Annotated in this window: 19 protein-coding genes, 2 rRNA genes and 1 other RNA gene; 2 read left to right on the forward strand and 20 right to left on the reverse strand. The window is 55.2% G+C overall.

All coding sequences use genetic code 11. The features are described from left to right. Positions 1 to 262: 262 nt before the first annotated feature. The 15 genes from KO088_RS04750 to KO088_RS04820 form a co-directional block, all read right to left on the reverse strand. Positions 263 to 2,839, reverse strand: a complete 2,577-nt coding sequence (locus KO088_RS04750; RefSeq protein ID WP_215493792.1) for a TonB-dependent receptor — start codon at positions 2,837 to 2,839, stop codon at positions 263 to 265. Positions 2,840 to 3,178: 339 nt separating this feature from the next. Next, positions 3,179 to 3,424, reverse strand: a complete 246-nt coding sequence (locus KO088_RS04755) for a hypothetical protein (RefSeq protein WP_215493793.1) — start codon at positions 3,422 to 3,424, stop codon at positions 3,179 to 3,181. 21 nt (positions 3,425 to 3,445) lie between these two features. After that, entirely contained in the window at positions 3,446 to 4,501 is a 1,056-nt protein-coding gene (locus KO088_RS04760) for an SPFH domain-containing protein (protein WP_215493794.1), read from the reverse strand. A gap of 49 nt (positions 4,502 to 4,550) precedes the next feature. Further along, a complete protein-coding gene (locus KO088_RS04765; protein ID WP_215493795.1) occupies positions 4,551 to 5,939 on the reverse strand; it encodes a hypothetical protein in 1,389 nt (462 codons plus the stop codon). A gap of 119 nt (positions 5,940 to 6,058) precedes the next feature. Next, positions 6,059 to 7,360, reverse strand: a complete 1,302-nt coding sequence (locus KO088_RS04770) for a hypothetical protein (protein ID WP_215493796.1) — start codon at positions 7,358 to 7,360, stop codon at positions 6,059 to 6,061. 79 nt (positions 7,361 to 7,439) lie between these two features. After that, the gene (locus KO088_RS04775; RefSeq protein WP_215493797.1) at positions 7,440 to 8,741 is read right to left on the reverse strand and encodes a hypothetical protein; all 1,302 of its coding nucleotides are present in this window, start codon (positions 8,739 to 8,741) and stop codon (positions 7,440 to 7,442) included. 138 nt (positions 8,742 to 8,879) lie between these two features. After that, a complete protein-coding gene (locus KO088_RS04780) occupies positions 8,880 to 9,515 on the reverse strand; it encodes a nitroreductase family protein (RefSeq protein WP_188807715.1) in 636 nt (211 codons plus the stop codon). A gap of 866 nt (positions 9,516 to 10,381) precedes the next feature. Beyond that, positions 10,382 to 12,628 carry a nitric-oxide reductase large subunit gene (locus tag KO088_RS04785; protein WP_215493798.1) on the reverse strand — a complete coding sequence of 749 codons (2,247 nt, stop codon included), beginning with the start codon at positions 12,626 to 12,628 and terminating at the stop codon, positions 10,382 to 10,384. A gap of 279 nt (positions 12,629 to 12,907) precedes the next feature. Continuing rightward, positions 12,908 to 13,615: an LrgB family protein gene (locus KO088_RS04790; RefSeq protein ID WP_215493799.1), complete on the reverse strand. Its 708-nt coding sequence runs from the start codon at positions 13,613 to 13,615 to the stop codon at positions 12,908 to 12,910. A 2-nt stretch (positions 13,616 to 13,617) separates the two neighbouring features. Next, complete coding sequence (locus KO088_RS04795) at positions 13,618 to 13,965, reverse strand: CidA/LrgA family protein (protein WP_009432114.1); 348 nt, start codon at positions 13,963 to 13,965, stop codon at positions 13,618 to 13,620. Positions 13,966 to 14,027: 62 nt separating this feature from the next. Then, positions 14,028 to 15,377 (reverse strand): YihY/virulence factor BrkB family protein, encoded by a 1,350-nt coding sequence (locus tag KO088_RS04800; RefSeq protein WP_215493800.1) that lies wholly within the window; start codon positions 15,375 to 15,377, stop codon positions 14,028 to 14,030. Between the two features lie 108 nt (positions 15,378 to 15,485). Next, positions 15,486 to 15,879: RNase P RNA component class A (rnpB, locus tag KO088_RS04805), an RNA gene on the reverse strand. Positions 15,880 to 15,895: 16 nt separating this feature from the next. Further along, entirely contained in the window at positions 15,896 to 17,008 is a 1,113-nt protein-coding gene (locus KO088_RS04810; protein ID WP_009432109.1) for an Mrp/NBP35 family ATP-binding protein, read from the reverse strand. 10 nt (positions 17,009 to 17,018) lie between these two features. Further along, entirely contained in the window at positions 17,019 to 17,765 is a 747-nt protein-coding gene (gene trmB, locus KO088_RS04815; RefSeq protein WP_215493801.1) for a tRNA (guanosine(46)-N7)-methyltransferase TrmB, read from the reverse strand. A 6-nt stretch (positions 17,766 to 17,771) separates the two neighbouring features. Beyond that, positions 17,772 to 18,101 (reverse strand): hypothetical protein, encoded by a 330-nt coding sequence (locus tag KO088_RS04820; protein WP_044114664.1) that lies wholly within the window; start codon positions 18,099 to 18,101, stop codon positions 17,772 to 17,774. 519 nt (positions 18,102 to 18,620) lie between these two features. Here KO088_RS04820 and KO088_RS04825 point away from each other — a divergent pair. Continuing rightward, positions 18,621 to 19,487 carry a tetratricopeptide repeat protein gene (locus tag KO088_RS04825; protein ID WP_215493802.1) on the forward strand — a complete coding sequence of 289 codons (867 nt, stop codon included), beginning with the start codon at positions 18,621 to 18,623 and terminating at the stop codon, positions 19,485 to 19,487. After that, complete coding sequence (locus tag KO088_RS04830; RefSeq protein ID WP_215493803.1) at positions 19,487 to 22,555, forward strand: PD-(D/E)XK nuclease family protein; 3,069 nt, start codon at positions 19,487 to 19,489, stop codon at positions 22,553 to 22,555. The genes KO088_RS04825 and KO088_RS04830 overlap by 1 nt, the downstream gene beginning before the upstream one ends. 139 nt (positions 22,556 to 22,694) lie before the next feature. Here KO088_RS04830 and KO088_RS04835 read toward each other — a convergent pair whose 3' ends face one another. The 5 genes from KO088_RS04835 to KO088_RS04855 form a co-directional block, all read right to left on the reverse strand. Continuing rightward, positions 22,695 to 24,380: a hypothetical protein gene (locus KO088_RS04835; RefSeq protein WP_215493804.1), complete on the reverse strand. Its 1,686-nt coding sequence runs from the start codon at positions 24,378 to 24,380 to the stop codon at positions 22,695 to 22,697. Between the two features lie 22 nt (positions 24,381 to 24,402). After that, complete coding sequence (locus KO088_RS04840; protein WP_215493805.1) at positions 24,403 to 24,849, reverse strand: hypothetical protein; 447 nt, start codon at positions 24,847 to 24,849, stop codon at positions 24,403 to 24,405. Then, on the reverse strand, positions 24,827 to 24,988 hold the full coding sequence (locus tag KO088_RS04845; RefSeq protein WP_215493806.1) for a hypothetical protein: 162 nt from the start codon (positions 24,986 to 24,988) through the stop codon (positions 24,827 to 24,829). Before KO088_RS04845 ends, KO088_RS04840 begins: the two co-directional genes overlap by 23 nt. Positions 24,989 to 25,578: 590 nt before the next feature. Beyond that, a 5S ribosomal RNA gene (gene rrf, locus KO088_RS04850) occupies positions 25,579 to 25,688 on the reverse strand. Positions 25,689 to 25,769: 81 nt separating this feature from the next. Further along, a 23S ribosomal RNA gene (locus KO088_RS04855) occupies positions 25,770 to 25,897 on the reverse strand; the annotation flags it as partial.

Here is a 25,897-nt window from a genome sequence, read left to right on the forward strand (position 1 = left end):
TGTCTATGTACGTAGTCCTAAAGACGAGGCACGCAAATCCAAATATCCACGTACGTAGATATTAGAGCCACGTACGTAGCCCAAACTTATTTGCCACTCGTCCACAACTTTTATCCCTACGCGGAGCAACAAACTAATAGAGGTCACTTCATAAAGCTATATAGAAAGCAGCCCAAAGCTATATAGCTTTGGGCTGCTTCCTATATAGTTCTACCTACGCACCCATATACCTATATATGGGATCATTGCGCAAGGCTATCTCTTAGATATCGAAGGTCGCCGAGAGATAGAGGCGACGAGGACGGTTAGGCCCATAGATGTAGTCCGAAGCTCGTCCAGGACCCATATCGGTATCCTTCTGATAGGCATTGAGGAAGTTCTGCACACCAGCATCCAGCGTGAGCTTCACCAGCGAAGTGAGGCTGAAAGCATAGCTTACACGGAAGTCAAGATCAACAAAGGGCTTTGCCTTGTATAGGTAAGCTGACCCTGCATTCTGCCCACGGTAGCGCGTCCCATCACGCACGACATCGAAGTGTCCCTGAGCATCCAGCTCATTAGCTTGGAGGTTGAGATCCCCTACTCCTTCGTAGGCCGTATGGGGCACATTCATCGAGCCCGTATAGGTGCCCGAGAGGACGAAGCTCAGAGCAGAGGTAGGACGAAGCGTAGCGGTCAGATAGCCGTAGAGATTAGGGGTACGCTCATAGTCACGCGTCGTGACCTTGGCCTGCGTGGGGTTCCCATCATCTGCATCGAAGAGCACCTTCTCCTGCCCGTAGAGGCTACGCTGTAGGGTCACACCGCCCTGCAGGTCGAAGAGGCGCTGGTATGCCAGACGAGCCTCGAAGCTAAGGCCATAGACCTTGCTCATCCCGTCACGAGCGTTGATGATCGTGATGACCTTGCGCCCCGTCTTGGGGTCGAGGACACCATCCTCGTTGTCTGGAGTGAACTTGTCTCGGATCCAGGTAGCGAAGCCTTCACCCATGAGGTTGAGCTGCCAGCCCTTCCCCAGCGTGGTGTACCAGTCGAAGGAAGCGCTGAGGCTACGAGAGCGCTCTTCCTTCAGGTCCTTCGCTAGGACACGCTCCTTGGGTTCGCCACCCGCCAGCGTGACGTGCATCTCCTCATCGAAGAACTGAGGAGCACGGAAGCCTTCGCTGTAAGAGAGGCGCAGACTGAGGTCCTTCGTGGGATTGAAGCGCACGTTCGCTCTGGGGCTGAAGATGAGGAGCGGATCAATGCTCTTCTGCCCACCCTGCGTCAGACGAACATAGTCGAAGCGGCCACCAAGGAGGAAATTCCAACGGTCGGTCGAATACTCCAGCTGGTCGTACTGCGACCAAGTCGTCGTCACTTGATCGATGCCGTGAGCACGGTAGCCACTCTTATCGTTGAGCGTCGAGTAAGCACCCTCAGCACCTACCGTCAGGGTCAGCGCCTTGGGGAACTTGTGGACATAGGTACCGCCCCCCTGGAAGTCAAAGCCCTTGGTCTCGCCATAGGCTGTCAGCGCCTTGAGGGCATCGTCATAGGCCTTCTGATACTCCTCGGCCTGCTTCTTCTCCTCGTCGGTGCCTTGGGCATTACCACGAGGGAGGTTGATCAGGGGCTTCAGGAGCTCATCGGCGTAGTTGCCCCCACCATAGTAGCTCTTACGCAGGACCTTCTGCCCCGAAGCATAGAGGCTAAAGCTGTCGTTGCCCTCAGCAGTCGTCTGGTCGAAGCGTAGGCTTCCCCCATCGACGAAGTGCTGGAGATACTCAGCGATACGAGCTTGGAAGGGTGCTTCACTTAGGCGATCACCACCACGACGATACTCGTGCATGGAGCGGTATTCAGCCGTCAGCTTGCCATAGATGCCCGTCTTGTAGTAGGCACGGAAGCCGAGAGCTCTATTCTTCAGTTCGGGAATATCGGTGAAGTCATCCCCATCGACATCCACGATCCCACGAGAGGAATGCTGACCGAAGATCATCGCAGCAGCACGGCGGTCTTCGCTGACCAGCGAACCATTGAACGAGGTCGTAGGCATCAGCGAAGTGTATGCCCCCTTGTTCTGCTGGAAGGAAGTATAGCTCTGGCGAAGGCTAGCGGTATTGCGCAGAGGCTCTCTCGTGATCACATTGATCACCCCACCGACGGCATTAGCACCGAAGAGGGCTGATCCACCCCCACGTACCACCTCGACACGCTCGATCATAGAGGCAGGGATCTGCTCCAGACCATAAACGCCAGCAAGCGAACTGAAGATAGGACGGCTATCGATGAGGATCTGAGAATAAGCCCCTTCAAGCCCGTTGATACGCACTTGGTTGAAGCCACAGTTCTGACAGTTGTCCTCGATGCGAAGACCTGGCTGGAAGCGGAGACCTTGGCTGAGGTTCTCCGAATTGGTCTTCTTGAAGATCTCCTGCGAGAGGACGGTGACAAGGCTCGGTGCATGACGGCGAAGCGTCTCCTGACGATTAGCCGAGACGACGACCCCATCAAGGTCGATACTCTGCTGCTGGAGATAGAGGTCTAGGTGGCGACTATGCCCAGCCTCAATCCCGACACGGCTCTCCTCCACCCCATAGCCTACGAGACGGGCTTGGATGGTATAAGAGCCCGGAGCAAGGCCTTGGATCGAGAAGGCTCCATGGACATCGGTAGTCGTACCGATCGTGGTCCCCTTGATGAGGACTTGGACATTGGGAAGGGCTTCGTGTGTCGAAGCGTCAACGACGGTGCCCACGATACTTCCCGTAGTCGCTGAGTGCTGTGCCTGAGCTTGCCCAAGGGCCACAAGGACAAGGCTCAGCAGTAGTGCCATACGGCAAATAATACTCTTCATGTATACTATAAGTTGATTATACGAATCGGACCAACAACAGAGCAAGACGTAGTCCTCCCAGCGCAACTCACCCGTCAAAGGATCCAGGGAAAGGGGCTACATGTCGAGCGGAGAGAGAGGCTTTCTCGAGAGCGATTCCTCGGTAGAGCGAGGGATCTTGTTCTGTTTAGGTCTACACAAAGTTAAACACAGAAAGCACAACTATGGATCACCTACCCACAAAATACCTATTGCTGGGGATAGACTGATACCCGCTAATAAGCTAATAAATAGGTCACGGCCTCCATCTCTACCGAGTAGAGATGGAGGCCGTGAGCTTTTATTATTAAGGAGTAGTCCTTAGTCCTTCTTGCGCTGAGCGATAGAGCCCGAAGACTTGTCGTAGCGATTGGAGCGACCGCCGAAGAAGAAGGGCAGGATGACCGTGAAGACCAAGAGAGCACCCAGCACGACGAGGCCCGTGATCCAGGCCTTGGTCAAGTCGGCAGAGGTCACGGGGATCTCGACACCCCACAGCCCAAGGAGATAGAAGGCCAGCGTGGCCAGGAGAAGCAGCGTGATGATGCCGCCAAAGATGTACTTCATAAGTCGGATCTGTCTGAGGGGTTAGAGTTGATCGAGAAGCTCTTGCTTCTTCTTGTCGTAGTCTTCCTGAGTGATGACGCCCTCGCTGAGGAGGAGCTTGAGCTGCGTGAGGCGACGAAGCAGGGGGTCATCAGAGCCGAGGTCCTCGGTCTTCACCTGAGGAGCCTCGGGTGCAGGAGTTGCAGGAGCAGGCTCTTCGCCATTCACGGTCTGAGTGAGCTTCTTACCCAGCTCCAGACCGAGCCCCATCTGCAGGCCTGCGGCACCGATACCACCTTCGTTACGGGCAGCATCACGCAGAGCCTCGAGACGCTGCATCTCTTCGTAGCTGATACCCGCTTCACTGGCAGCAAGGCTCTCTGCCGTGATGTCTGCCACGCGAGCGATACGCTGGCTCGTAGCCTGATCATAGTGGGTACCTGTGATACGCACATCCGTCAGCTCAATACCCAGCTCGTTGAGGATGGGTGACATCGTAGATTGGAGTTCGCGAGAGATCTCGGGCAGGCGGCCGTCGATCTCAGTGATGGGATACTGATGCGCATGGAGGATAGAGGCGATCTGCTGGTAGGCACGCTCGACGATGACACTCTGGAGTGCACTTACTTCATAGTTAGCGACACCAGCACCGATGAACTGCGTGAAGAAGTGGCTGGGATCAGCGACACGGAAGGCATAGACCCCATGCACACCGAGCTCTACAGGCACCTTGTAGATCGGATCGACGATGAGGATAGGTGTAGCCGTTCCCCAGGGGATATTGACGATCTGCGTGGTACGGAAGAAGTAGATCTGGAGCTTATGCTCGCTCTCAAAGCCTTGGCGCAAACGTACCAGCGTAGTGAAGAAGGGATGGTTATCTGTCTTCAGCTGGAAGGAACCTGCCTCGGTCAAGACCTCGGCGACCTTGCCTTCGTAGACGAGGAGTGCACCCTGACCAGGAGCAACGATGAGCTTACTGCCATCCTTGATTTCATCAAGTGAGGAGGGGAAGCGATACCAGAGATCGCCTGGGCGTGGATCAGCCCACTGGATGACCTGCGCCAGCTGCCCCTTGAAAACATTGAATAGACCCATAGAAAGTATTGTATGTGTGGGGTTAGAGTTATCGTGTTATTGGCTTGTACTATTCTTCGCCCTCGACGACCTCGTGGAAGTCCGTGCCTTCCTTGAGCTTACCATCGTTGGTTAGCACCCAGGCCTTAGAGGAGCTCGCCACGACATAGCCTCCAGAGAAGCGAGTAGTCTTCAGCGTATAAGCGAAGTCATCCTCTTCATCAGAATAGCTCCACAGCACCTTGCCCGTCTGGGCATCCAGGCATCGGAGGATCCTTGTCGCATCAGAGGCTGCCGTGGGCTTGAAAGAAATGAGGACTCGGTCAGCTGCCTCATGAAGGACTGCAGGAGAGAAGTAGTAAGCCCCTGGGGTAAAGTCTTCGTAGCCCTGCAGGCGTGAGCGCTCAGCTGTATAGGGTAAGACGAAGACCTTGCGATAGGGCGAGGCATCAGTGAAGATCCCAGAGCCACCATAGTCCTTCTGCCAGCCGAAGTCTGGCTCATCGTACGGATAACCGACCTGCTCAAGCGTACGGTAGCGCACCAGCTGGATCTGCTGATCCTCATAGTCAGTAGTCTGACGTGAGAAAGTAAAGTGCGTGCCGACCTTAGGAGCAGGGAGCTTCTCCAGATAGCCCTTATAGGCCATCTTCTCGCCATAGAGCTTATTGGGGATAGGATAGTAGACAAAGCTCTTCCCCAGATTCGTCATGACCTTCAGGCCATCGCCATTGTCCCTATAGACGAACTCTACCGTCGCAAAGCCCTCGCTGAACTCAGCTACCTTATAGTCCTCGCCATGGATCTCCTTCATATCGAGCGTCGAGGGATCGATACGATAGAGGTGCTTCTTATTGAGGATAAGGTAAACTGACCCATCTCCGAACTGACGCACGCCCGTCACATCGACGCTTCCCTTCAGATCAGGGAGCTGGATATCCTTGAGGACCTTCTTAGTCTCTCCATCATAGAGGCGCACAAAGCCTTGGGCATTCTTTGAGCTCGTATTCATCTGATAAGCAGAGCCACAGACCACCACGACGGGGCGCCCTGCGGTACTGGCAAAGAGCTCGATGGGCTCCAAGTCATAGGACATACGCTCCTTCAGAGTACCGGTATAGCCGTAGCCACCTTGTGAGGCCGCGATACGCTCGGCCACACGGTCCATCGAGCGACTGGAGGTGAGATTACCGATGATGACCAGGAGGAAGAATGCAAACGATGCCCCTCCTGCGATGAGGAGGCTGCGCTTGGGATGTGCTGAGAACTGCGACTGGATGAAGGAGAAGGGATTCGAGTTATCGGGTACCGTCTCATGCTTGTGATGGATGGTGATATCATCTGAGTCGAGGAAGAACTCCGTCGAGCAGCTGTCACAGCGGTAGTGATCCTCGCGGATCAGTGTGGCGCGCGTGCTACCACACTGGGGGCATTTCAGAGCTTTGATGTGCTTGGGCATACTGGGTATGAGCTATGCGAAGAGCTATAAATATGTGTAAGTTACGAACGTGATAAAGTCCTGTATTCGTATGGGGCAAAGCCTCTACAAGGACAAATTTAAGTAAGAAATACGAGTAGTTAAGAGCGGCCTTCGATGAGCTTACGATAATCCGTGCTGCTCACGAGCTTACCCTCGTTGGAGATGACGTAGGACGAACGGTTGTTCACCACGACATAGCCACCCGCGAAGCGTGATGCGACGGACCCACCATGGAGATTATTTTCATCATCGGAGTAGCTCCACAGCACCTTCCCGGTCTGGGCATCCAAGCATCGGAGCATTTGCTTAGCGTCATCGGCTGCTGTGGGCTTGAAGGTGATGAGGATCTGGTCTTCCGACGTATCAAGGACCCCAGGCGAGAAGTAATAAGCTCCAGGAGTCAGATCTTCATACCCCTGCAGACGCGCACGCTTCTCACTGGTGGAGCTGATCAAAAAGTCCTCACCATCCCAGCTCCGCCATTGGAACCTTGGGTATTCGCAAGGATAGCCGTCCTGCTCGAGTCTACGATAGCGTATGAGCTGGAGCTGCTTATTGGGATAGTCTGAGGACTCAAGCGAAAAGGAGAAGTGTGTCGCCACCTTAGGAGCTGGGAGTGGCTCCAGAGGAGCCGCATAAGCGTCCTTCTCCAAGTAGAGCTTATCCGCAATGGGATAGTAGACGAAGCTCTCACCCAGATTTGTCTTGACCTTCAAGGCATCCCCAAACTGAGAGTAATAAAATACCACCTTTGCAAATCCCTGACTAAGCTCAGGGCGCTTATAGTCCTCACCATGGACCTCCGTCATATCGAGCGTTGAGGGATCGAGCCTATAGAGGTGAGCCTCATTGAAGACAATGTAAAAAGCCCCATCCCCAAATCGGCGCATATCCATATTCTGGATTCGCCCCTTCACGTCAAGGAGCTCAATCTTCTTAACCAGCTTTTGAGTCTCTCCATCAAAGAAGGACACGAAGCCCTTAGCATCATCGACATTGCTTGAGCTTGTCGGGCGAGCAGAGCCAAAGATCACGACGATCGGACGTCCCGCTGTAGTGGTAAAGGTACCGAGCTCCTCAATACTGTAGGACATCCCCGACTCACCGCTACCCATCCCCGAGCTCCCTTCTCGGGAGCTTCCCAGGGTAATAAGCCCCATGATAATGAGCGAGAAGAAGACCGTCACCGCAAGGATAGCGAGGGGTAGACGCTTGAGGCGTGCCGTGGCAGCACTCTTATGGAAGGGCTCCGTCTCGATCTTGTGATGGATGGTGATATCATCCGAGTCGAGATAGTACTCCGTCGAGCAGCTGTCGCAGCGGTAGTGATCCTCGCGAAGCTGTGTGGCACGCGTGCTACCACACTGCGGACATTTGATCGTTTTGATATGCTTGGGCATCCTGTATATGAGCTATGCTAAGAGGTATGTTTAGTTGAGAGGGCAAATACTATGTAAGGGGAGCGGACTGGAGTTCGTGTTACCTAAAGCGGCTATGGATATCCACACAAGTCATCACCTTACCCTCACTGGAGATCAGCCAAGAGTGAGAGTAGTCTACCAATACATAGCCGCCAGAGAAGCGCGCTACGCCTAAGCAGAAGTCGAGGCCGTCCAGCCCCTCAGAGCAGCTCCACAGCACCTGACCCGTCTGAGTATCCAGACATCGGAGCATCTTCTTGGCGTCAGCAGCTGCCGTGGGTTTGAAGGAAATGAGGATCTGATCATCCGACTCATAAAGGACGGTAGGCGAGAAGTAGTAGGCCCCTGGAGTAAAGTCCTCGTAGCTCTGTAAGCGTGACTCCTCTACGAAGTACTGGCTGACAAAGATCTTCTTCGGATAGTATGAATGCCTGTCATTCTCCCAGCCAAAGTGTGGAGTACGACGAGGGTAACCGAGCTGCTCCAGCGTCTGATAGCGTACAAGCTGGATCTGCTCATCCTTGTAGTCAGATCCCGTCATCTGCTCTGAGAAGGTAAAGTGAGTCCTGAGCTGAGGCGCGGGGAGCTTATCCTTATAAGCCTTGAAAATCGACTGATCAGTGTAGAGCTTATTGGCTATGGGATAGTAGACAAACTTCTTACCCAGATTCGTCTCGATCTCCAGGGCATCCCCATATTCGTGGAAGTAGAGAGCGAGCTTACCAAAGCCCTCACTGAGCTCTGGCAGCTTATAGTCCTCACTATGGATCTCCTTCACATCAAGCGTCGAGCGATCAATCGCAAAGAGGCGCTTCTTATTGAGGACGACATAGTAAGTCCCATCCTCGAACTGACGTGCATCCGTCACGCTGACCCTCCCCGTCACATCAGGGAGCTCGAGCTTCTTGATGATCTCATAAGTCTCTCCATCGAAGAAGTACATGATGCCCTTCGCATGATCCCAGTCCCCACTGGAGTCGTCACGGCGCGCAGCACCACAGAGCACGACGATGGGGCGCCCTGCCGTACTGGAGAAGGCCATGAGCTGCTCACAGGCGTAGGACATATGCTCCTCTCCGTCCCTCTCCCTCGAGGTCTCTTCTCGAGAGCTTCCCCAGACGATGAGCCCTATGGTAATGAGCGAGAAGAAGGCCGCCGGCGCAAGGATAATGAGGAGTAGACGCCTAAGGAAGGTATTAGGAGCCGGCTTCGTCTCTACCTTGTGATGGATGGTGATATCATCCGAGTCGAGATAGAACTCCGTCGAGCAGCTGTCGCAGCGGTAGTGATCCTCACTAATCTTTGTAGCACGCGTGCTACCACACTGAGGGCATTTCAGAGCTTTAATATGCGTGGGCATCCGAACGATTAAGCTAAGTGGTGAGCTGCGTAAGGGAGTGCTACAGCCCTTACATAACAAGAGGATACACCAAGAGAGTCCGCCTCTATATGGGCAGACTCACTTGGTGCATACTATAGTGGGTGTGAAAATGCAGAGCTACTTGATGAAAGTCGCGAACTCTTCCATCGAGTTGCGCACCTTCTTCATCTTGCCCAGCCAGTCACGCTCGGGGTCAGCGTAGCCGAGGTAAAGGAGCGAGACGCTACGCAGGCCCTTCTCACGCAGACCGAGGAGCTCGTCGACGAGCTTGGGGTCGAAGCCACCGATAGGCGTGCTATCAATCTTCAGCTCAGCAGCCTGGGCCAGTGCCAGCCCGAGGGCGATGAAGCTCTGGTTAGCAGCATGCTGGAACTGCTCTTCCTTAGGCATCTTACCGAACGTCTCCTTCAGCATATCGGTGTAGCGCTTGAAGCGACCACGTACCAGACCACGCTCATCGGTCGTCAGGTCGTAGATCTCATCGATACGCTCGGGCGTGTACTCATCCCAAGCAGCGAAGACGATGACGTGTGAGCACTCGCGCATGCAGTCAGGGTTCAGAGCCCCTTCGACCATCTTCTCCTTCAGCTCTTGGTTGCCGACGACGATTAGACGGAACTGCTGCAGGCCCGATGACGTGGGAGCCAGACGTGCTGCCTCGACGATCTTCATCAGGTCTTCTTCACGGAGCTTCTTGGTGGGGTCGTAGGCCTTCGTGGCGTGGCGCCACACGAGGTCATCTAATAGTGCCATATTATTTGTCTTTATATTTAATTAATAGTGTCCTATACGTATGTAAAGATAATCACTCTCGCCGACCTAAGCTACACGGCCGGACGAATTCATCGTAACCGCAGAGAGAAGCCTTCACCCCGCCCCCGACACCAAGCCGATCAAGGCGCATCCCCCCTGCTATCAGCGCGCCACCACGACAGCTCTACGATAGGGGCAGTACGAACCTATATTGGTCAGCGGGCGAACCTATATTGGTCCGTGCGACGACCTATATTGGTCGCGAAGTGAAGCTATATAGGTTCGCCCGCTGACCAATATGAGACTGTTTCGGTAGAGTCCTATCCTCTATTTAGAGTACTAAGGCATCGCACGCCCAGCTACCCGATATGCCTCTCCGAAGTGATACACAAGCCCTTCGCCTTATCGCAAGTATTCTTCTTATCCAGCGAAGGGAAAAGCATCGTTCTCGCGAAGAAAAAAGCGCCTTCACGTAGTGGTTTTCCTCTGTCTATGCACGTAGCCTTAAAGACCAGGCGCGCAAATCCAAATATCCACGTACGTAGATATTAGAGCCACGTACGTAGCCCAAACTTTTCTGCTACTCATCCACAACTTTTATCCCTACGCGGAGCAACGACCTAATAGAGGTCACTTCTCAAAGCTATATAGCTTCGCACCGAAAGCTATATAGGAATCAGTCCAAAGCTATATAGCATCCTTCGCCATCCTATACAGCTCTACCCATGCATCCATATAGGTTCACACCACCCTCCCCTATTCGTACACTGAGCGCCCTCCCGTGAGCGGGGTATAAACGTAAGCAGAGGCTACCACCGCTCCTATGGGAGCAGTGATAGCCTCTGCTATCGAAATAGGTGAAGGGACTAACGCGTACCCTTGCGCGACCAGCCGAACTGCAGGCCGAAGATGAAGACCACCAGCAGCAACTCCCCGATACCGAGGAGGAGGTCACCTGGCATACGCATCCAGCGGATCAGCTGCATGTGATCCTGCTGCATGAACTCTGCCGAGCGAGCCGACCAGTAGGCATTCGTGATCGATTCGTGCGCCTGCAGGATACCGATGGGCAGGACGCTCACCGTCACCATCAGGAAGAGCCCGATATTGATCATCCAGAAGGCCGTACCGATGAGCTTGTCATTCCACTTGTAGTCAGGGTAGAGACCACGCAGGCAGAAGAGCATCAGCCCGATACCCAGGATACCATAGACCCCGAAGAGCGCAGCGTGACCATGCACAGCCGTCGTATTCAGGCCCTGCAGGTAGTACAGTGCGATAGGAGGATTGATAGCGAAGCCAAAGATACCTGCCCCGAGGAAGTTCCAGAAGCACATAGCGATGAAGCAGTAGATAGGCCACTTATAGGCTTCGATCCAGTCGGTAGACTTCGAGAGCTTATAGTTGTGGTAAGCCTCCATACCGATGAGTACCAGCGGCACGATCTCCAGAGCGCTGAAGGTAGCACCAAGTGCCAGCACCGCCGTCGGCGTAGCGCTGAAGTAGAGGTGGTGGAAGGTACCGAGGATCCCCCCCGAGAGGAAGATGATCGTCGAGAAGAGTACAGAGACCGTAGCCGACTGGATGCGCAGCAGACCAAGACGGCAGAAGAGGAAGGCGGCCACGACCGTAGCAAAGACTTCGAAGAAGCCTTCTACCCAGAGGTGGACGACCCACCAGCGCCAGTACTCGGCGATAGCCATATGCGTCTGACGACCGTACATCAGCCCAGCAGCGTAGAAGAAGGCGATAGCCAGCGAGGCGATGATGAAGAGCGTCAGGAGGTGGCGATTCTCATCCTTGCGCTTGAGAGCGGGGATCAGTGCGCGGATCATGAGGAAGAGCCACAGCACGAGGCCCACCAGCAGCAGGATCTGCCACAGACGGCCAAGCTCTACGTATTCGTAGCCCTGATGGCCGAGCCAGAAGTTCTCGATGAGGCCGAGCTTCTGCATGACCCCGAACCACTGACCGACGAGTGAGCCGACGACGACAAAGAGGAGCGCACCGAAGAGCACATTCACCCCGAGGCGCTGGAACTTAGGCTCGACCCCCGACACGGCAGGTGCGATGTAGAGCCCCGTAGCCAGCCAAGAGGTAGCGATCCAGAGGATAGCCAGCTGGACGTGCCAGCTACGTGATACCGCCTGAGGGAGGAAGTCCTGAATAGGTAGCCCGAAGAGTGCGTCACCCTCGACCCCATAGTGTGCCGTGATCGCCCCGAGGACCATCTGCACAAGGATGAGGATCGACACGATCCAGATGTACTTCGTCGTGGCGCGCATCGAGGGCGTAGGCTTCATACCACGCAGCGGATCAGAGGTGGGCAGGACGCCTACCTCGTCTTCCTTCGACTGAGCATAGTAGTAGACGAGGATACCGACGCAGGTCAGCAGCATCAGCACGCTGAAGCCCGACCAGAGGTGGAGCGACGTGGGAGCGATATTGCCGATCGTGGGGTCGTGAGGCCAGTTGTTGGTATAGCTGACATCCGTACCTGGGCGGTTGGTGACGCAGACCCACGAAGCCCAAGCGAAGAAGGCGCTCATCTGCTCCATTTTGCGGGGATCTTCGATGCTCTTAGCGCGCAGGGCGTAGGCCGAGCGGAGCTTCACGAACTCAGGCGAAGCGTCGCCGAGGAAGAGCTTCGCGTAGTAGGCACCCAGCTCGTGGGCGACCTCAGCACGCAGCGGTGAGTACGTGATGACGCCCGTCGCTTCGTCGAAGGTGTTCTTACGCACCTCCTCACGCAGGAGGACCTGATACTTAGCCTGCTCAGCGGCAGGGAGTGAAGCATAGTCCAGACCGTCACGCTCGGCGAGCTTCTTCAGCAGGAGCTCAGCCTCACGGTGCAGGTAGTCAGCGGACCAGTCGGGAGCGATATACGCCCCGTGGCCCCATACGCTACCTACGGTCTGACCACCGATGGACTGCCATACGTTTTGGCCGTCCTTAATGTCTTGACCTTCGAAGAGCGTCGTGCCATCCGTCGTCACCACCTTCGTTGGGAAGGGGGGCATCGTGCGGAAGATCTCCAGCCCGAAGAAGCCAAGTACACCGAACGACAGCAGGATGACTGCCGCCAGTGCATACCATAGTTTCTTAGGAGTCATGGTTAGTTGTGAGAATAATTACGCTTATACTTAACTTGATTTTACAACTACTTGCGCATTGCAAATAGAAACCATTCAAATATAAGTGATATTTGATTATTCACACTCATCAGCTCGATGAAATTGGCGAAAACCATGCATACAACCCTACCACACAGGGGGTAGAGATTTACATATTGGCTCTACGGAAATAGAAGGAGGGTGGCTACGAATTGGTACAAAAAGCCCCGAAGACCGAAGGCTTTCGGGGCTTATGATAGCGAGTTGGGGGACGTATGCTTAGCCGAACCAGCGAGCAAAGAGCGGCAGGAGGATGGAGGTCATCAGCCCCATAATCCCGATCGCCAGCCCACTCAGAGCGCCTTCGATAGCACCCATCTGGATCGCTGCAGCCGTACCGATACCATGCGATGAAGCACCCATCGCCAGCCCCTTCGCCACGGGGCTCTTGATCTTCATCAGCTTCATGATCGGAGGGCCGATGATACTACCGATGATACCCGCACAGACAACGATGACCGCCGTCAGCCCGGGGATACCACCGTTGTTACCAGCCAGCTCCATCGCGATAGGCGTCGTCACGGACTTCGGTGCAAGCGAAGCGATGAGCGAGCTCTTTACGCCGAGGAGATGCCCGACACCGATGATAGAGCCGATACCCACCATAGCACCGATGGTGATAGCTACGATGATAGAGATCGCGTTCTTCTTCAGATGCGCCACCTGCTCATAGAGGATGTAGCCGAGAGCGACGACCGAGGGGCCGAGCATGAAGTGAATCATACGGCTCCCCTCGCGGAAGGTCTCATAGGGTACCTTCAGAGCGGTGAGGATGAGGATCAGCTCGATGATCGTCACCAGCACAGGGTGCAGCAGCGAGTGCAGTACAGGGACTTGCACCCAGCGATGGATCTTGATATTGATGAGGTAGAGGCCTATGACGAACGTGATCGTGAAGACCTCGCTATGGAAGAAGTGCTCGAGCATGATTATTTACGCCTCCTTTCCATTTGATCCTGTACGTAGGCCACCGAAGCGATGACGAGGATAGAGCTGACGATGACCGCCACCAGGATGACCCACCAATTGGCCACCACGGTATCCAGCTGCGCCATCAGCCCCACACCAGCGGGGATGAAGAAGAGCCCCATGTTGTCCGTCAGAGCACGAGCAGGAGAGTCGATCTGATGCACCTTGACGAGCTTCAGCTGCAGCGCCAGGAAGAGAAGGAGCATCCCGAGGACGCTACCTGGTACAAATCCCCCCATCAGATAGGAGAGGAATTCGCCTATCCAGTAGAAGAGGAAGATGAAGAATATCTTGATAAGTGTCTGCATAAGCAATCGTAGTTTGCTACACCTCGCAGGGGATACAGAGCGGTGTGCAGCGAAGGAGTGGCCTATACGAGGTCACGCAGTAGGACGTCCGCACGCTCACGGACAGCAGCATAGGCACGGGTACGCGCCTGCCATGCAGCAGCGTGCACGCCGTTGAGCTTGAGCGAAAGGAGTTCGCCACCGAAGCGATCGATATGATCGAGGAGCACACCGAGCGTGAGGCGGTCGGGCGCGATGTTGGGGCAGTAGTAGCCGCCCATAACTTCCTCCTTGCCGTAGTTCACCTCGATGAGTATGCCCATACGCGTCAGCTGGCTCAGTGCCTCCTGCGTCTGTCTCAGCGGAAGGTCGCAGGCAGCAGCCAAGGTCTCCGCACGGTAAGGCTCGGGATCCTCCGAGGTATAGCGTGCCGTGATACGTGCCGTGAGGGCGATGAAGACGGTATCGGCATAGCGGCGCGAGAGCGGACGGCTATTGGGAGGCGAGGTGAAGTGCCAGACGTGCTGTATGGAGTAGGAGATCTGCGCCCCAAGCAGGATGATGATCCACGAGAGCTGGATCCAGAGGAGCGCCAGCGGCACGGCAGCGAAGCTCCCGTAGATCGCGTTGTAGCGTGAGATCCACAGCACCCCATTGATGTAGAGAGCCTGGAAGATCTGGAAGGCAATCCCCGCGATAAGCCCTGCAATGAGGGCGGGGATGAAGTGTACCCGCACGTTTGGCACGAAGAAGTACAGGCAGACGAAGCCGAGCGTCACGAGGACATAGGGCAGGAGACCGAGGATCTGTGTCGTGAGGGCTGAGATCATCCCCAGCTCACCGAGGTAGGTATTACTCAGGGTGGAGAGGAAGAGCGTCGTACCGCTCGAGATGGTGAGCAGTAGCGGGAAGAGGATGAAGGCACCGAGGTAGTTGATCACACGGCGTGACCAAGGGCGGGCATAGGGTGCTTGCCAGAGACGGTTGAAGGCATCTTCGATCGTCGAGATCAGCATCAGCACCGTGTAGAAGAGCACCGCCAGACCGACTCCGATGAAGAGGCCACCCTGTACCTGCGATAGGTAGCTCTCGACATAGGCAAAGGCCTTCCCGAACTCCACCTCGTGCCCTGGGAGGGCACGCATCAAGGCATCACGCACCGTCTCCTGCAGTCCGAAGCCCTTAGCGATACCGATGATGACCGCCAGGATAGGCACCAGCGAAAGCACCGTACTGTAGGTAAGCGAACCCGCAAGCGAACCAATACCCTCCTCGATATAGGCCTGTACCGTCATGTAGAGCACACGCAGCGTCGCCACCCCGAGACGGGTAGGAGCTGCGAGCGAAGCGCGCGTCAGACGCCACATATCGAGCGTCACAAAGCGCCAAGCAGCGAGGGCTTGCGCCTCTATATGCCGCAGTACGTTAGGCATAGAGTGAGGGTAATGAGGATAGGATAAGTGATCTCGTCGGGAGGGAAGGAGGATGGGAGCGGGACACCCCCGCTACCAGGAGAGGGATATGAAGAAGAAGCGCGCAATAGAAGCAGTGGAGCTATAAGCCGAGTTCTGTACCCATGGGCGGTCACCCACCCGACGGGTGTCTGTCATTTATCTAGGATGGTAGTCACCTACCACCTCGTGCGGTCTACCCTCCGACTGGGGCGAGCAACCCTCGTAGCGTCGGTTTACATGACCTTGCAACCCATAGGATGTACGGCAGCATGTATTGCTACACACTCCGGTGAGCTCTTACCTCACCTTTTCACCATCACCGCGGGGGATCGAGTCCTCCGTGGCTGTCATTCTCTGTTACACCTACCTACCCTCGCGGATAGCTTCCCGTTAGGAAGTATGGCGCTCTGCGTTGCCCGGACGTTCCTCACACGCCCTTCAGCACAAGACTAAAGAGGTGCGCGACAGACCGCCCCACTGCTCTATAGCGTCTTCTTTTATTTCTGTAGCTCTACGCGCTGGGTCGGAGCTTGCTCGGCGTTGCGACGCTCGATCTGCTCGACGACATTGCGTGCCAGCGTGCGGAAGTAGATACCCATCAGGCTATCGCGCTGCGTGGCGATGGGCTCGCCGCCGTCACCGCATTCGCAGATACTCTGGATGAGGGGGATCTGCCCGAGCAGAGGAATGTCCAGCTCTTCAGCCAGCTCCTTACCGCCATCACGCCCGAAGATATAGTATTTGTTCTGTGGGAGCTCGGCAGGAGTGAACCATGCCATGTTCTCCACCAGCCCAAGGATGGGGACTTGTACGTGCTCGTCGAGGAACATCCCCACGCCCTTGATGGCATCTGCTAGGGCTACCTGCTGGGGTGTCGTGACGATGAGTGCGCCCGTCAGACCGAGCGTCTGCACCAGCGTCAGATGGATATCGCTCGTCCCTGGAGGCAGGTCGATGAGCAGATAGTCCAGCTCACCCCAGTTCGTCTCCGTGAGGAGCTGCTTGAGGGCGTTACTCGCCATACTACCGCGCCAGAGCACGGGGCTCTCCTTATTGACGAAGAAGCCGATAGAGAGCATACGCACGCCGAAGCGCTCGACAGGTGCGATGAGCTCCTGCCCGTCGACGTCCTCGAGGACGGGACGCTCGTCTTCGCAGCCGAACATCTTAGGCTGCGAAGGGCCGAAGATATCAGCATCCAGCAGCCCAACCTTATACCCTGCTTGGGCTAAGGCTACGGCGAGGTTAGCGGAGACAGTGCTCTTCCCGACGCCTCCCTTACCAGAGAAGATCGCCAGCGTATTCTTCACCTTCGGCAGCAGTGGTAGGCTATCCTGAGGCACGACCTCGGGGACCTTCACGCTGATATTCCCCTCGATCTGGACCTCGGGGCTGACGTAGGTGAGGATGGCTTTCTCAGCGGCCTTGACGACCGACTTGATGAAGGGGGAGTTGGGCTTGTCGAAGATAAGCGAGAAGCTCACCTTCATACCCTCGATACGGATATCGTCCTCGACCATGCCGGCCGTGACTAAGTCCTGACCCGTACCTGGGTAGCGGACACGGCGCAGGGCGTCGAGGATGAGGTTGGGATATAGTGTGATGGGCATAGGAATAGTGCTATTGGACTCTGCGTGAGCGGCTGAAGCTGCGGTAGCTATCGGGCTCGATCTCGATCTCGGGCTCGACGAAGCCACGAGCAGGCTCCTTGGGGATGAAGTGCAGGTACTTGATCGTCAGACCACGACTCAGCCACTGACGCTCGTAGTACGTCTTGATCCCGAGGATCTTATCCTCAAAAGCCCCGTCATAGAGATCGGCCGTATCGGTCAGGATCTCCTGATGGTTCAGCTCAACGAAAGCCTTGGTATAGGTGTAGAGGAAGGGGCTATCGGTCTTGAGGTGAATGGAACCACCAGGGCGCAACACCTCGAGATAGCGACGGATGAAGCGCGAGGAGGTCAGGCGCTTCGTCACCTTCTTCATCTGAGGGTCGGGGAAGGTGATCCAGATCTCATCGACTTCTCCAGGAGCGAAGAAGCTCGTCAGGGACTCGATCTCCCCACGCAGGAAGGCAACATTCGTCATACCCGCCTCGTGCGAAGCCTTCGCACCCGTCCAGATGCGAGCGCCCTTGACGTCCACACCGATGAAGTTCTTCTCTGGATACAGCTCACCGAGACCTACGGTGTACTCGCCCTTGCCACAGCCGAGCTCCAGCACGATGGGGCGGTCGTTGTGGAAGAAGTCCTCACGCCAACGCCCACGCAAGGGGAAGACCTCCTGCTGCAGACGTGCGAAGGGATACTGGAGCACATGAGGGAAGGTCTCCATCTCGGCGAACTTCGCCAGCTTGTTCTTTCCCACTGGCGATTAGTCAAAGAGGTTAATGCTCTCGCAGTACTCGAGCTCACCCTGCACGACGAAGCGGATCTGGTCGGGATCGAACTTCCCTACCCCATCCTTCTGGGCATTGCGTACGACATAGTCGACCAGCTCGTCCTCATCGATCTCGATGGGCTCTTCATCGTCGGCATCATCGTCACTCAGATAGCCACGGCTCTCGTAGTAGTCATAGATGAGGTCTACGAAGTAAACGATATCATCATCGGAGAGGAGCTCCTTGAGCTCCTGGGGGATATAGTTGCGGATGAAGGCCACCGAAGCGGTATCATCATATCCAAGCAGTTCGTCTTCTACCATAATATTTATAGGGAGGGGCTTGCCCAGTGAGGCAAGGCTATAGTTACCCGTGCAAAGGTAATAAAAAGCCCCCACGGCAGGGGCGGAAGGGAGATATTCACACCTACTCCATAAGCCATCTATGGTAGGCGCGAAGGAGCCTACCCGATCAGCCACACCCTGCGATCATCCCCCACGAAGCTGTGCCCTACGGGATTTACTTCTCTGGAGGAAAATCAAGGAATAGCAGTGGTATGACTTCTGCTGATGACGAATAAAAGTGGTGGACCTATAGCTGATAAGCTGGATCTATGTACGTGGATCTAAAATCCACGTACATAGTCTTTCGGATTTACGCACCTGGTCTTTAAGACTACGTGCATAGACAGCAGAAAAGCACTGTAGGACGCTACTTTTTTCTTCACGGGAATAGCGTTTCCCCCTCTACTGGATCAAGACGTATGCTATATCGTGAATGAGCAGTATCTTTGGATAGATAGGGGAGGATCATTCACTTAGTCCCTCCCCCCACTTCATTCGATGACTCGCTCCAGACAGATAATTTCCTTTGCCCTCATAGCCCTCTGCATAGGCCTCTTCTTAGCGCCACTTCGTGCCTCCGCCCAAGAGCAGACGACAGCGCCCATTGATAGCACCCGCTATACCCATCTCATCGACTCCTGCTTCACAGCAGGCAACCGAGGTGATTACGCTGCTGCCGAAGCCTTCCTCGCAGAGGCTCTGCGACTCAATCCCCCCGCAGCCCTGCAGCCTATGCTACTCAATAACCTCGGGGGGCTTCAGCTCCTGCAGGGTAAGGACGATGCCGCCCTCCTCTCCTTCTCCTCCGCTCTCAGCAAAGATCCCCACGAAGCGACGACACGCTTCAACCGCGCCAAGCTCTTCGTCCAGCGCAAGGAGTACAAGGCAGCCCTCACGGACTTCGCCCTCCTTCTCAGCGACCATCCGAAGAACGAGCTCTACCGCTACCAGCGCGCGATGGTCTACCTGCTGACGAAGGAGTATGACCTGGCGGAGGCCGACCTCAAGACCATCATCGAGGAGAATGACGGCTCGCTCAAGGCTCGCATAGGCTATGCCCTACTGGAGACGATGCGCGGACGCTATGACGAGGCCGAGCGCCTCTATGCCTTCCTCACGGACAAGCTCCCGAAGAATGCCGAGGTCCTCGAGGGACGCGCACGTATGTATATGGCTAAGGGTATGCGAGGCTTCGCCCAGCGCGATATCCGTCAGGCTTTCGAGCTCCTCGGAGGTCGTGCACCAGCTACCCTCTACCGCCTGCGAGCCGAGCTGAATACCACCCTTGGCAACACCAAGGAGGCGGCCGAAGACCTGCGCCGTGCTGAAGAGCTGGAGAATCCCAAGAACACCGCCATGCGCTAATGAATCATATCGACCCCTTCCTCAAGCAAGTCGCGGCCCACTACTATCAGCAAGGAGCCGAAGAGCTCGCCAAGCTACGCTTCATCTTCCCCTCGAAGCGTGCCCTCTCCTTCTTCCGCCATCACCTGAGCCAGCTGGCTACGGCACGCCCCCTCTTCGCCCCACAGATGGAGACGGTGAGCGAATTTATGCATAGCCTCCAGCCTCAGGTGCAGATCCTCGACAAGACCGCACTCCTCTTCAAGCTCTACCAGACCTACTGCGAGGTACGTGCCGAGCGAGGCGAGATGACCGAGAGCTTTGATGAGTTCCTCTACTGGGGCAACATTATTCTCAAGGACTTCGAGACCTGCGACCGCTATCTGGTGCGCACCGATCACCTCTATCGCAACCTGAGAGACATCAAGGAGATCTCCGACGACTTCAGCTACCTCACCGAAGAAGCCCGCGAGATGATCCAGGGCTTCTGGGGGGACTTACCCAGCCTTCAGAGCATCAGCGAAGACGACGACAAGGGCTACAAGAAGCGCTTCCTCTCCTTCTGGGAGTGCCTTGCTCCGCTATATGAGCGGTTCACCACCAGCCTGCAGGAAGAGGGCTACGTCTATGACGGGCTGCTCTATCGCCGTGCCGCCGAGGCGAAGGAAGAGGTACTTGATCAGCTGGCGGGGGATGAAAAGCTCGTCTTCGTCGGGCTCTTCTACCTCACCCCCTCCGAGGAGAAGCTCTTTAAGACCCTCACGAAGGCAGGGCGTGCTGAGTTCTGCTGGGATGCCGCTGTCGAGGTCGTACACGACACCAACCACCCTGCGAGCAAGTACTTCCACAAGCTCTGTAAAGAGTTCGGTCAAGTCGATGGCCCGTGGAAGGAGGGAGCTCGTACGCACCACCTCCCTCATGAAGTACAGGTCATCGAGTGCTCCAGCCTCCTCTCACAAGCCAAGGGACTCCCGACGCTCCTCCAAGAGCTGAACATCGCCGAGGCGACGGAGAACCTCGAGGCAGCTATCATCCTGCCCGACGAAGGGCTCCTTCTCCCCACCGTCAGCTCGATACCTGACGACATCGGCAGTATCAACATCACCCTCGGCTATCCGCTGGACCGCACCCCCATCGCCCTCATGCTGAAGCGATGGATCACGCTCATCTCCTTCAACCTCAAGCGCTCGGAGAGCTCGGCACGCTACCCCGCTGACCAGCTCCTCGGGCTACTTGGCCAAGGACTGATCACGGCACACGCCCCCGAGGCCACACGCCTCATGGAGCATATCCGCCAGAGCAAGCGTTTCTTCGTCCCCGCCAAGGATCTATGGACGGACAAGACGGAAGCTGAGTTCCTACACCTCCTCCTTGACCCGCTCTCCGAGACGAGCGATCCACTGCAGCGCATCGAGGCCGTACTGCTCCACCTCATCCAATCGGCCCAGCAAGAGATACATACCAGTGAGGACCACGAAGAGGAGGGCGAGGAGCAAGACACAGCGCTCGTCTATGAAGGGCTCTCGTCCTTCGACATCGAGTTCATCCACCACTATCTGCGCCTCATCAACCGCCTGCAGGGGCTTATCCAGCAGCATCAGATGGTGCTGGGCTTCGAGGCAATGATACATCTCTTAGAGGGCTTAGTGGGGACTGTGACCATTCCCTTCGAGGGCGACCCACTACAAGGTCTGCAGGTCATGGGGCTTCTCGAGACACGACTGCTCCACTTCCCCACGATGATCTACCTCTCCGCTCAGGAAGGGGCTCTTCCCACGAAGCGCTACAGCGACACGCTCATCCCCTACACGCTCCGCCGAGGCTTCGGCCTTCCTACGGGACGCGCCGAAGAAGACCCGGGGCAGGACTACACCTTCTTCCAGAGTATCGCACGTGCCGAGCGTCTGACCTTCGTCGTAGCGCCCGCCAGCGACGGCTACAACCTCGGCGAAGAGAGCCGCTACATCAGCCTACTCCAGTACATCTACGGCTGCGACATCAAGCGCCGCTCCCTCCGCCTTGAAGCCAAGGCCAAGGAGAGTGCCGGTATCTCGAAGCGTAAAGAGGGGGAGCTATGGGAGCAGTTCGTCCATCGTACGACGACCGACCCCAAGGTGGATACCGACCGTAAGGCCGTCCGCCCGCTCTCTCCAAGTAGCCTCTCGAAGTACGTTGCTTGTCCGCTGCGCTTCTACTACGAGGCGATCTGTCGCTACCGCGAAGAGGATTCCCCCAGCCTACTCTTGGCTTCGAATGAGTTCGGTACCGTACTGCACCGCGTCATGGAGGAGTTCTACTCAGACCTTACCAAGAGCCCAAGCGCGGGAGAACAACTCACCTTCACCACCATCACCAAGGAGATGATCGATGAGAAGCTCAGAGCCAAAGGCTACATCAGGCAGCGTGTAGAGAAAGCCTATCGTGACGAGCTTAAGCTCAAGCAGGGCGTACCACTCAGCGGACTCTCACGCATCTATTGCCAGACGATCGAGCGCTATGCTCGTGAGCTCCTCGAGTGGGATAGTGCGCATGCCGCATCCTTTAGCTACGCTGCGAGCGAGAGCGAGGTCTATGCCGCCTTCACGCTCCGCAGTGGTGAGACCGCCTATCTCGGTGGTATCATCGACCGCATCGACCAAGTCGATGGCAAGTATCGCGTCGTAGACTACAAGACAGGGAATGCCTCACTCACGATCTCTACGCCCAAGAAAAAGCCCGTAGACTTCCGATGGGAAGAGCGGCTCAAGGATCCTAAGAACAAGGCTATCCTCCAGACGCTCATCTATTGCGCTGGCTTAGCTCAGACCTACAAGCTCGACGAGTCTATGATCCACCCTGCTATCTTCCGCTTTAAGGGAAATGATGGCTTGGTGACGAAGCGGGAGAAATACGATCCCCTCCTCACCTTCCCCATCGGTGAAAAGGAAAGCAAAGTAGCAGCCCCCTATGCTGAGGTCAAGGAGTCCTTCGAAGCACTCCTCGTAGATGAGCTCTTAGCCGAACTCTACGACACCGACCAGCCCTTCACACAGACCGAGGACGACGAGCAGTGCGCCTACTGTCCCTTCGCCCTTAGCTGCGGTCGGTAAAGCGAGCGGCAAGTAGGCAGCACCCGAGCTACGGCTTCATCTCCCATAAAAAGGCCGAGGTGCCGCATGACTCAGCATCAGCTGAGCACATGCGGCACCTCGGCCTTTTATATTATTCTCTACCGGAGAAAGCTACCCATTAAGGGTGCTCCTCGGTAGTGAAGGGACGGCAGGAGAAACGGAGAACCTCCCCTAATCGTGCATCAGAAAGACCAGACCCCCAGAAGTAAGCCCCATTACATAAAGCAGTCTTTGATAAATCTCCAATCCAGTAGAAAGTAGTACCTCGATGACCAATAGTTATAGGGGCCCGCCAACCTAGTACCTCATAGGAGGTATAGTGGGTAGGAAGAATACGACGCTCCTTACGCATAGAGAGATCGCTCCAAAACGTCTCATTGGCAATATCATCTACCCCGCCAACAAAGTGTGCACCAAGATGAACTGCCTCAACTTGGAATGCGGCACGGTCATATAACTCCGGACTACTTTTTGCTAGCGAGAACTGAGGGTTCAAGTGGTAAGAGTTTCGAGCCCGAGTATAGCTAATACTCAAGTAGGGATTTGCCCTTGTTGGAGCATCAGGATTATTAACTCGCTCATAGCGGTAAGCCACGCTATACTTATTTGTTCCGCCAAGGTTTCTCAAGGCGACAGCATAGACGACGTTACCTACACGACGGGAAGAATAGACCGTAGTTCCCCTCAATGAAGCCCCCAACTGCACATTCACAGAAGCATTATCCACAGTCTGAGCTCCCGAGAGATTCACGGCAGCTTGCCCCTGTATAGGGATGACACTTTCCCACTGCTGAGGAGAAGGAGAGGTATAGGTTCGACTATTATGCGATAGTTGAACCTGCTTAACTTCCCCCATTGTCAGCATAGCAAAGGAATTGACTCCATGCTGTGTGTCAAGCTGATTAGAACTTCCATAGGGGATGCGACCACCTTTCACAAACTGCCATGGCTCCTTGCGCATGAGATTGTACTCCGCCATATAGTCCAGAGGCGTGTAGGGGTTGTAGTAGACCGCATCGAAGTAGACGCTCTTCCCCGAGAGCACCTGATGAGGATGCTTCTTACCATAGATATAGGTATGCTTAGGCTCGAGGATACGAGCATTACTACTGGTACCCGTCTCAGCGATGAGAGTCGTAGAGAGATTCGTACCAGCCGTATTCGTAGGGATAGCCCAAAAGAGAATCGTGGGGATACCAGCTGCGACATTGCGCTTCACATCAGCGCCAACAGAAGTATCGGAGAAGATCTTTGCGCTACTTCCGCCCTGCAGAGAGAAGACATCACCCGTGAAGATCTTCTCATATTCGGGGGTAGAAGCATTGAGTGCAGTAAACTCCTTCTTCGCAGCTGCAGTCTGAGAGGGAACCCACTTCATCAGATTGCCATTATTCGCGCCGCCACGATCGAGTTCTGACTTACCCTTAAAGTCGACCGCTGGCAGGTCATTCTTAGCCAAGCTAAAGTAACCGGCAAAGCTCAGAGAAGTCGATACGATACGCAGTGTATTCACCTTGAGGGCAACCTGTTCGCTCCCTAGCCGCTGCTTATAGGCATCATCCAGTCGGAGCGTCGCACGGCAGAGGACGCCTTGAGGGAATACCTCGAGCTTACGCTGCTTCTCAGCCTGCGACCAGTCTTTAGGCCACTTGGGATGGCCATTGGGATAGGTAGGCATCTCCATCCAATGCGATACAGCAGGGATATCCATTACGCGACCAGTCGATGTAGCTACAGGGGCAGCTTCAGGACCGCTTGCGCCGAACTTCATCTGCCCAGCATTCTCATCGTAAGTGCCCCCCATAGCGATCATGATGTACCACTTCTTACCTGGAGCAAGAGTAAGAGCCTGAGCGCAGCTTGATTCGCTCCTTCTCAATGTGGTAGCCCGTGGCAGTCTTCACCGCCTTAGCCTCATAGTAGGTAGGCTCATCATTGCCACTACTGCGGATGATGCAGAGTACAGGCAGCTCATTAGGGAGCGTGATACCATGACGCCCCTTGGCATTGAGCGTGGGGCTGACCGTAGCTGAGATACCACGGAGCGTGCTCTCCGTCTCCTCGCTGAAGGTGATATTGAAGTCCGCTGCGAGAGGGAAGTCAATATCCCCCTCACGATAAGAGGCAGCTGCCTCTTGAGCAGTCTTGGTCTGTACGGGTTCGGAGGTCGCTTCATTGCGACAAGAGGCAAAGAGCCCCATAGCTGCGAGAGCCAGTAGCGGGAAGGTACGGCCCATCCAGCGAGAGATACTAATAGTCGTTGTCTGGTTCATAACCTTGAATTTCATCAAAACGATAGTCGACAGGAGCCGAAGGATCAACAAGCAGATCACCCGTATGGAGCGTATAGAGCTCCAGTGCGGGCGCTACGTAAGCCTCCTTCGTGGGAAGCGTTGAGTACATTTTACTCATGTGAAGAATTAGTTCCTAATATTTAAGAATAGAGTAGAGGGAGTAGATACGTCTTACAAATCAAAAGCAAGAGCGCCTCAGGAGCTGGTGATCCCCAATTCACAGGACGCAACCAGCCAAATAAATCAAGCGCAAAGATACGACAATAAAAGCAAAGCCCAACATCGACATAGGACTCCTGCATCAAAAGCTCTCCTCACCAGCAATCCATATTGAGGCTAAGCTGATTTGCAAACGACTATTGCTCTGCAGGCGAACAACTATTGGTTTGGGCTTCAAATGACTATTCGTTTCGCCTCCGAACGAATAGTTCTTCGGATATGAAGCACTATGGATTTTGCAGTACGCATATAAACGACGATAGGGTGACGAAGCCGCATCAGCTCCATCACCCTACCCCATAGATCATCCTGTAGTATGCGACTGCATAGCTTGGTGCCTCATCGCTCGCTGCATCGCGCCTTGCTCGGCATAGCAAGCTGAATAGCAGTAAATGGAATGGTAGCAAGCAGCAAGCTCACTGCATCATCATCACCTTGTATAAAACGAAGTGGGTGTGATCACTTGCGTAATCACACCCACTCTCCTTAAAATGGCGGCTACCTACTCTCCCACGAAACGCAGTACCATCGGCACGATTGGGCTTAACTTCTCTGTTCGGAATGGGAAGAGGTGGAACCCCAACGTTATAACCACCTAAATATCTCTGTATTTAGACAATCATTGACTTGATAAAAACGCACAATACTCACTCACGTATCGCTAAGTCGGTATACAACCTCTGGCAAAAACTTTCGGGCAATTAGTACTACTCGGCTATGACGTCACCGCCTTTACACCTGTAGCCTATCAAGGTCATCGTCTATAACCACCCTTATAATGAGATCTAATCTTGAGGCAAGCTTCGTA

The sequence above is a fragment of the Porphyromonas bobii genome (genome assembly GCF_943169685.1).
GTDB classification, from domain to species: domain Bacteria; phylum Bacteroidota; class Bacteroidia; order Bacteroidales; family Porphyromonadaceae; genus Porphyromonas; species Porphyromonas pasteri.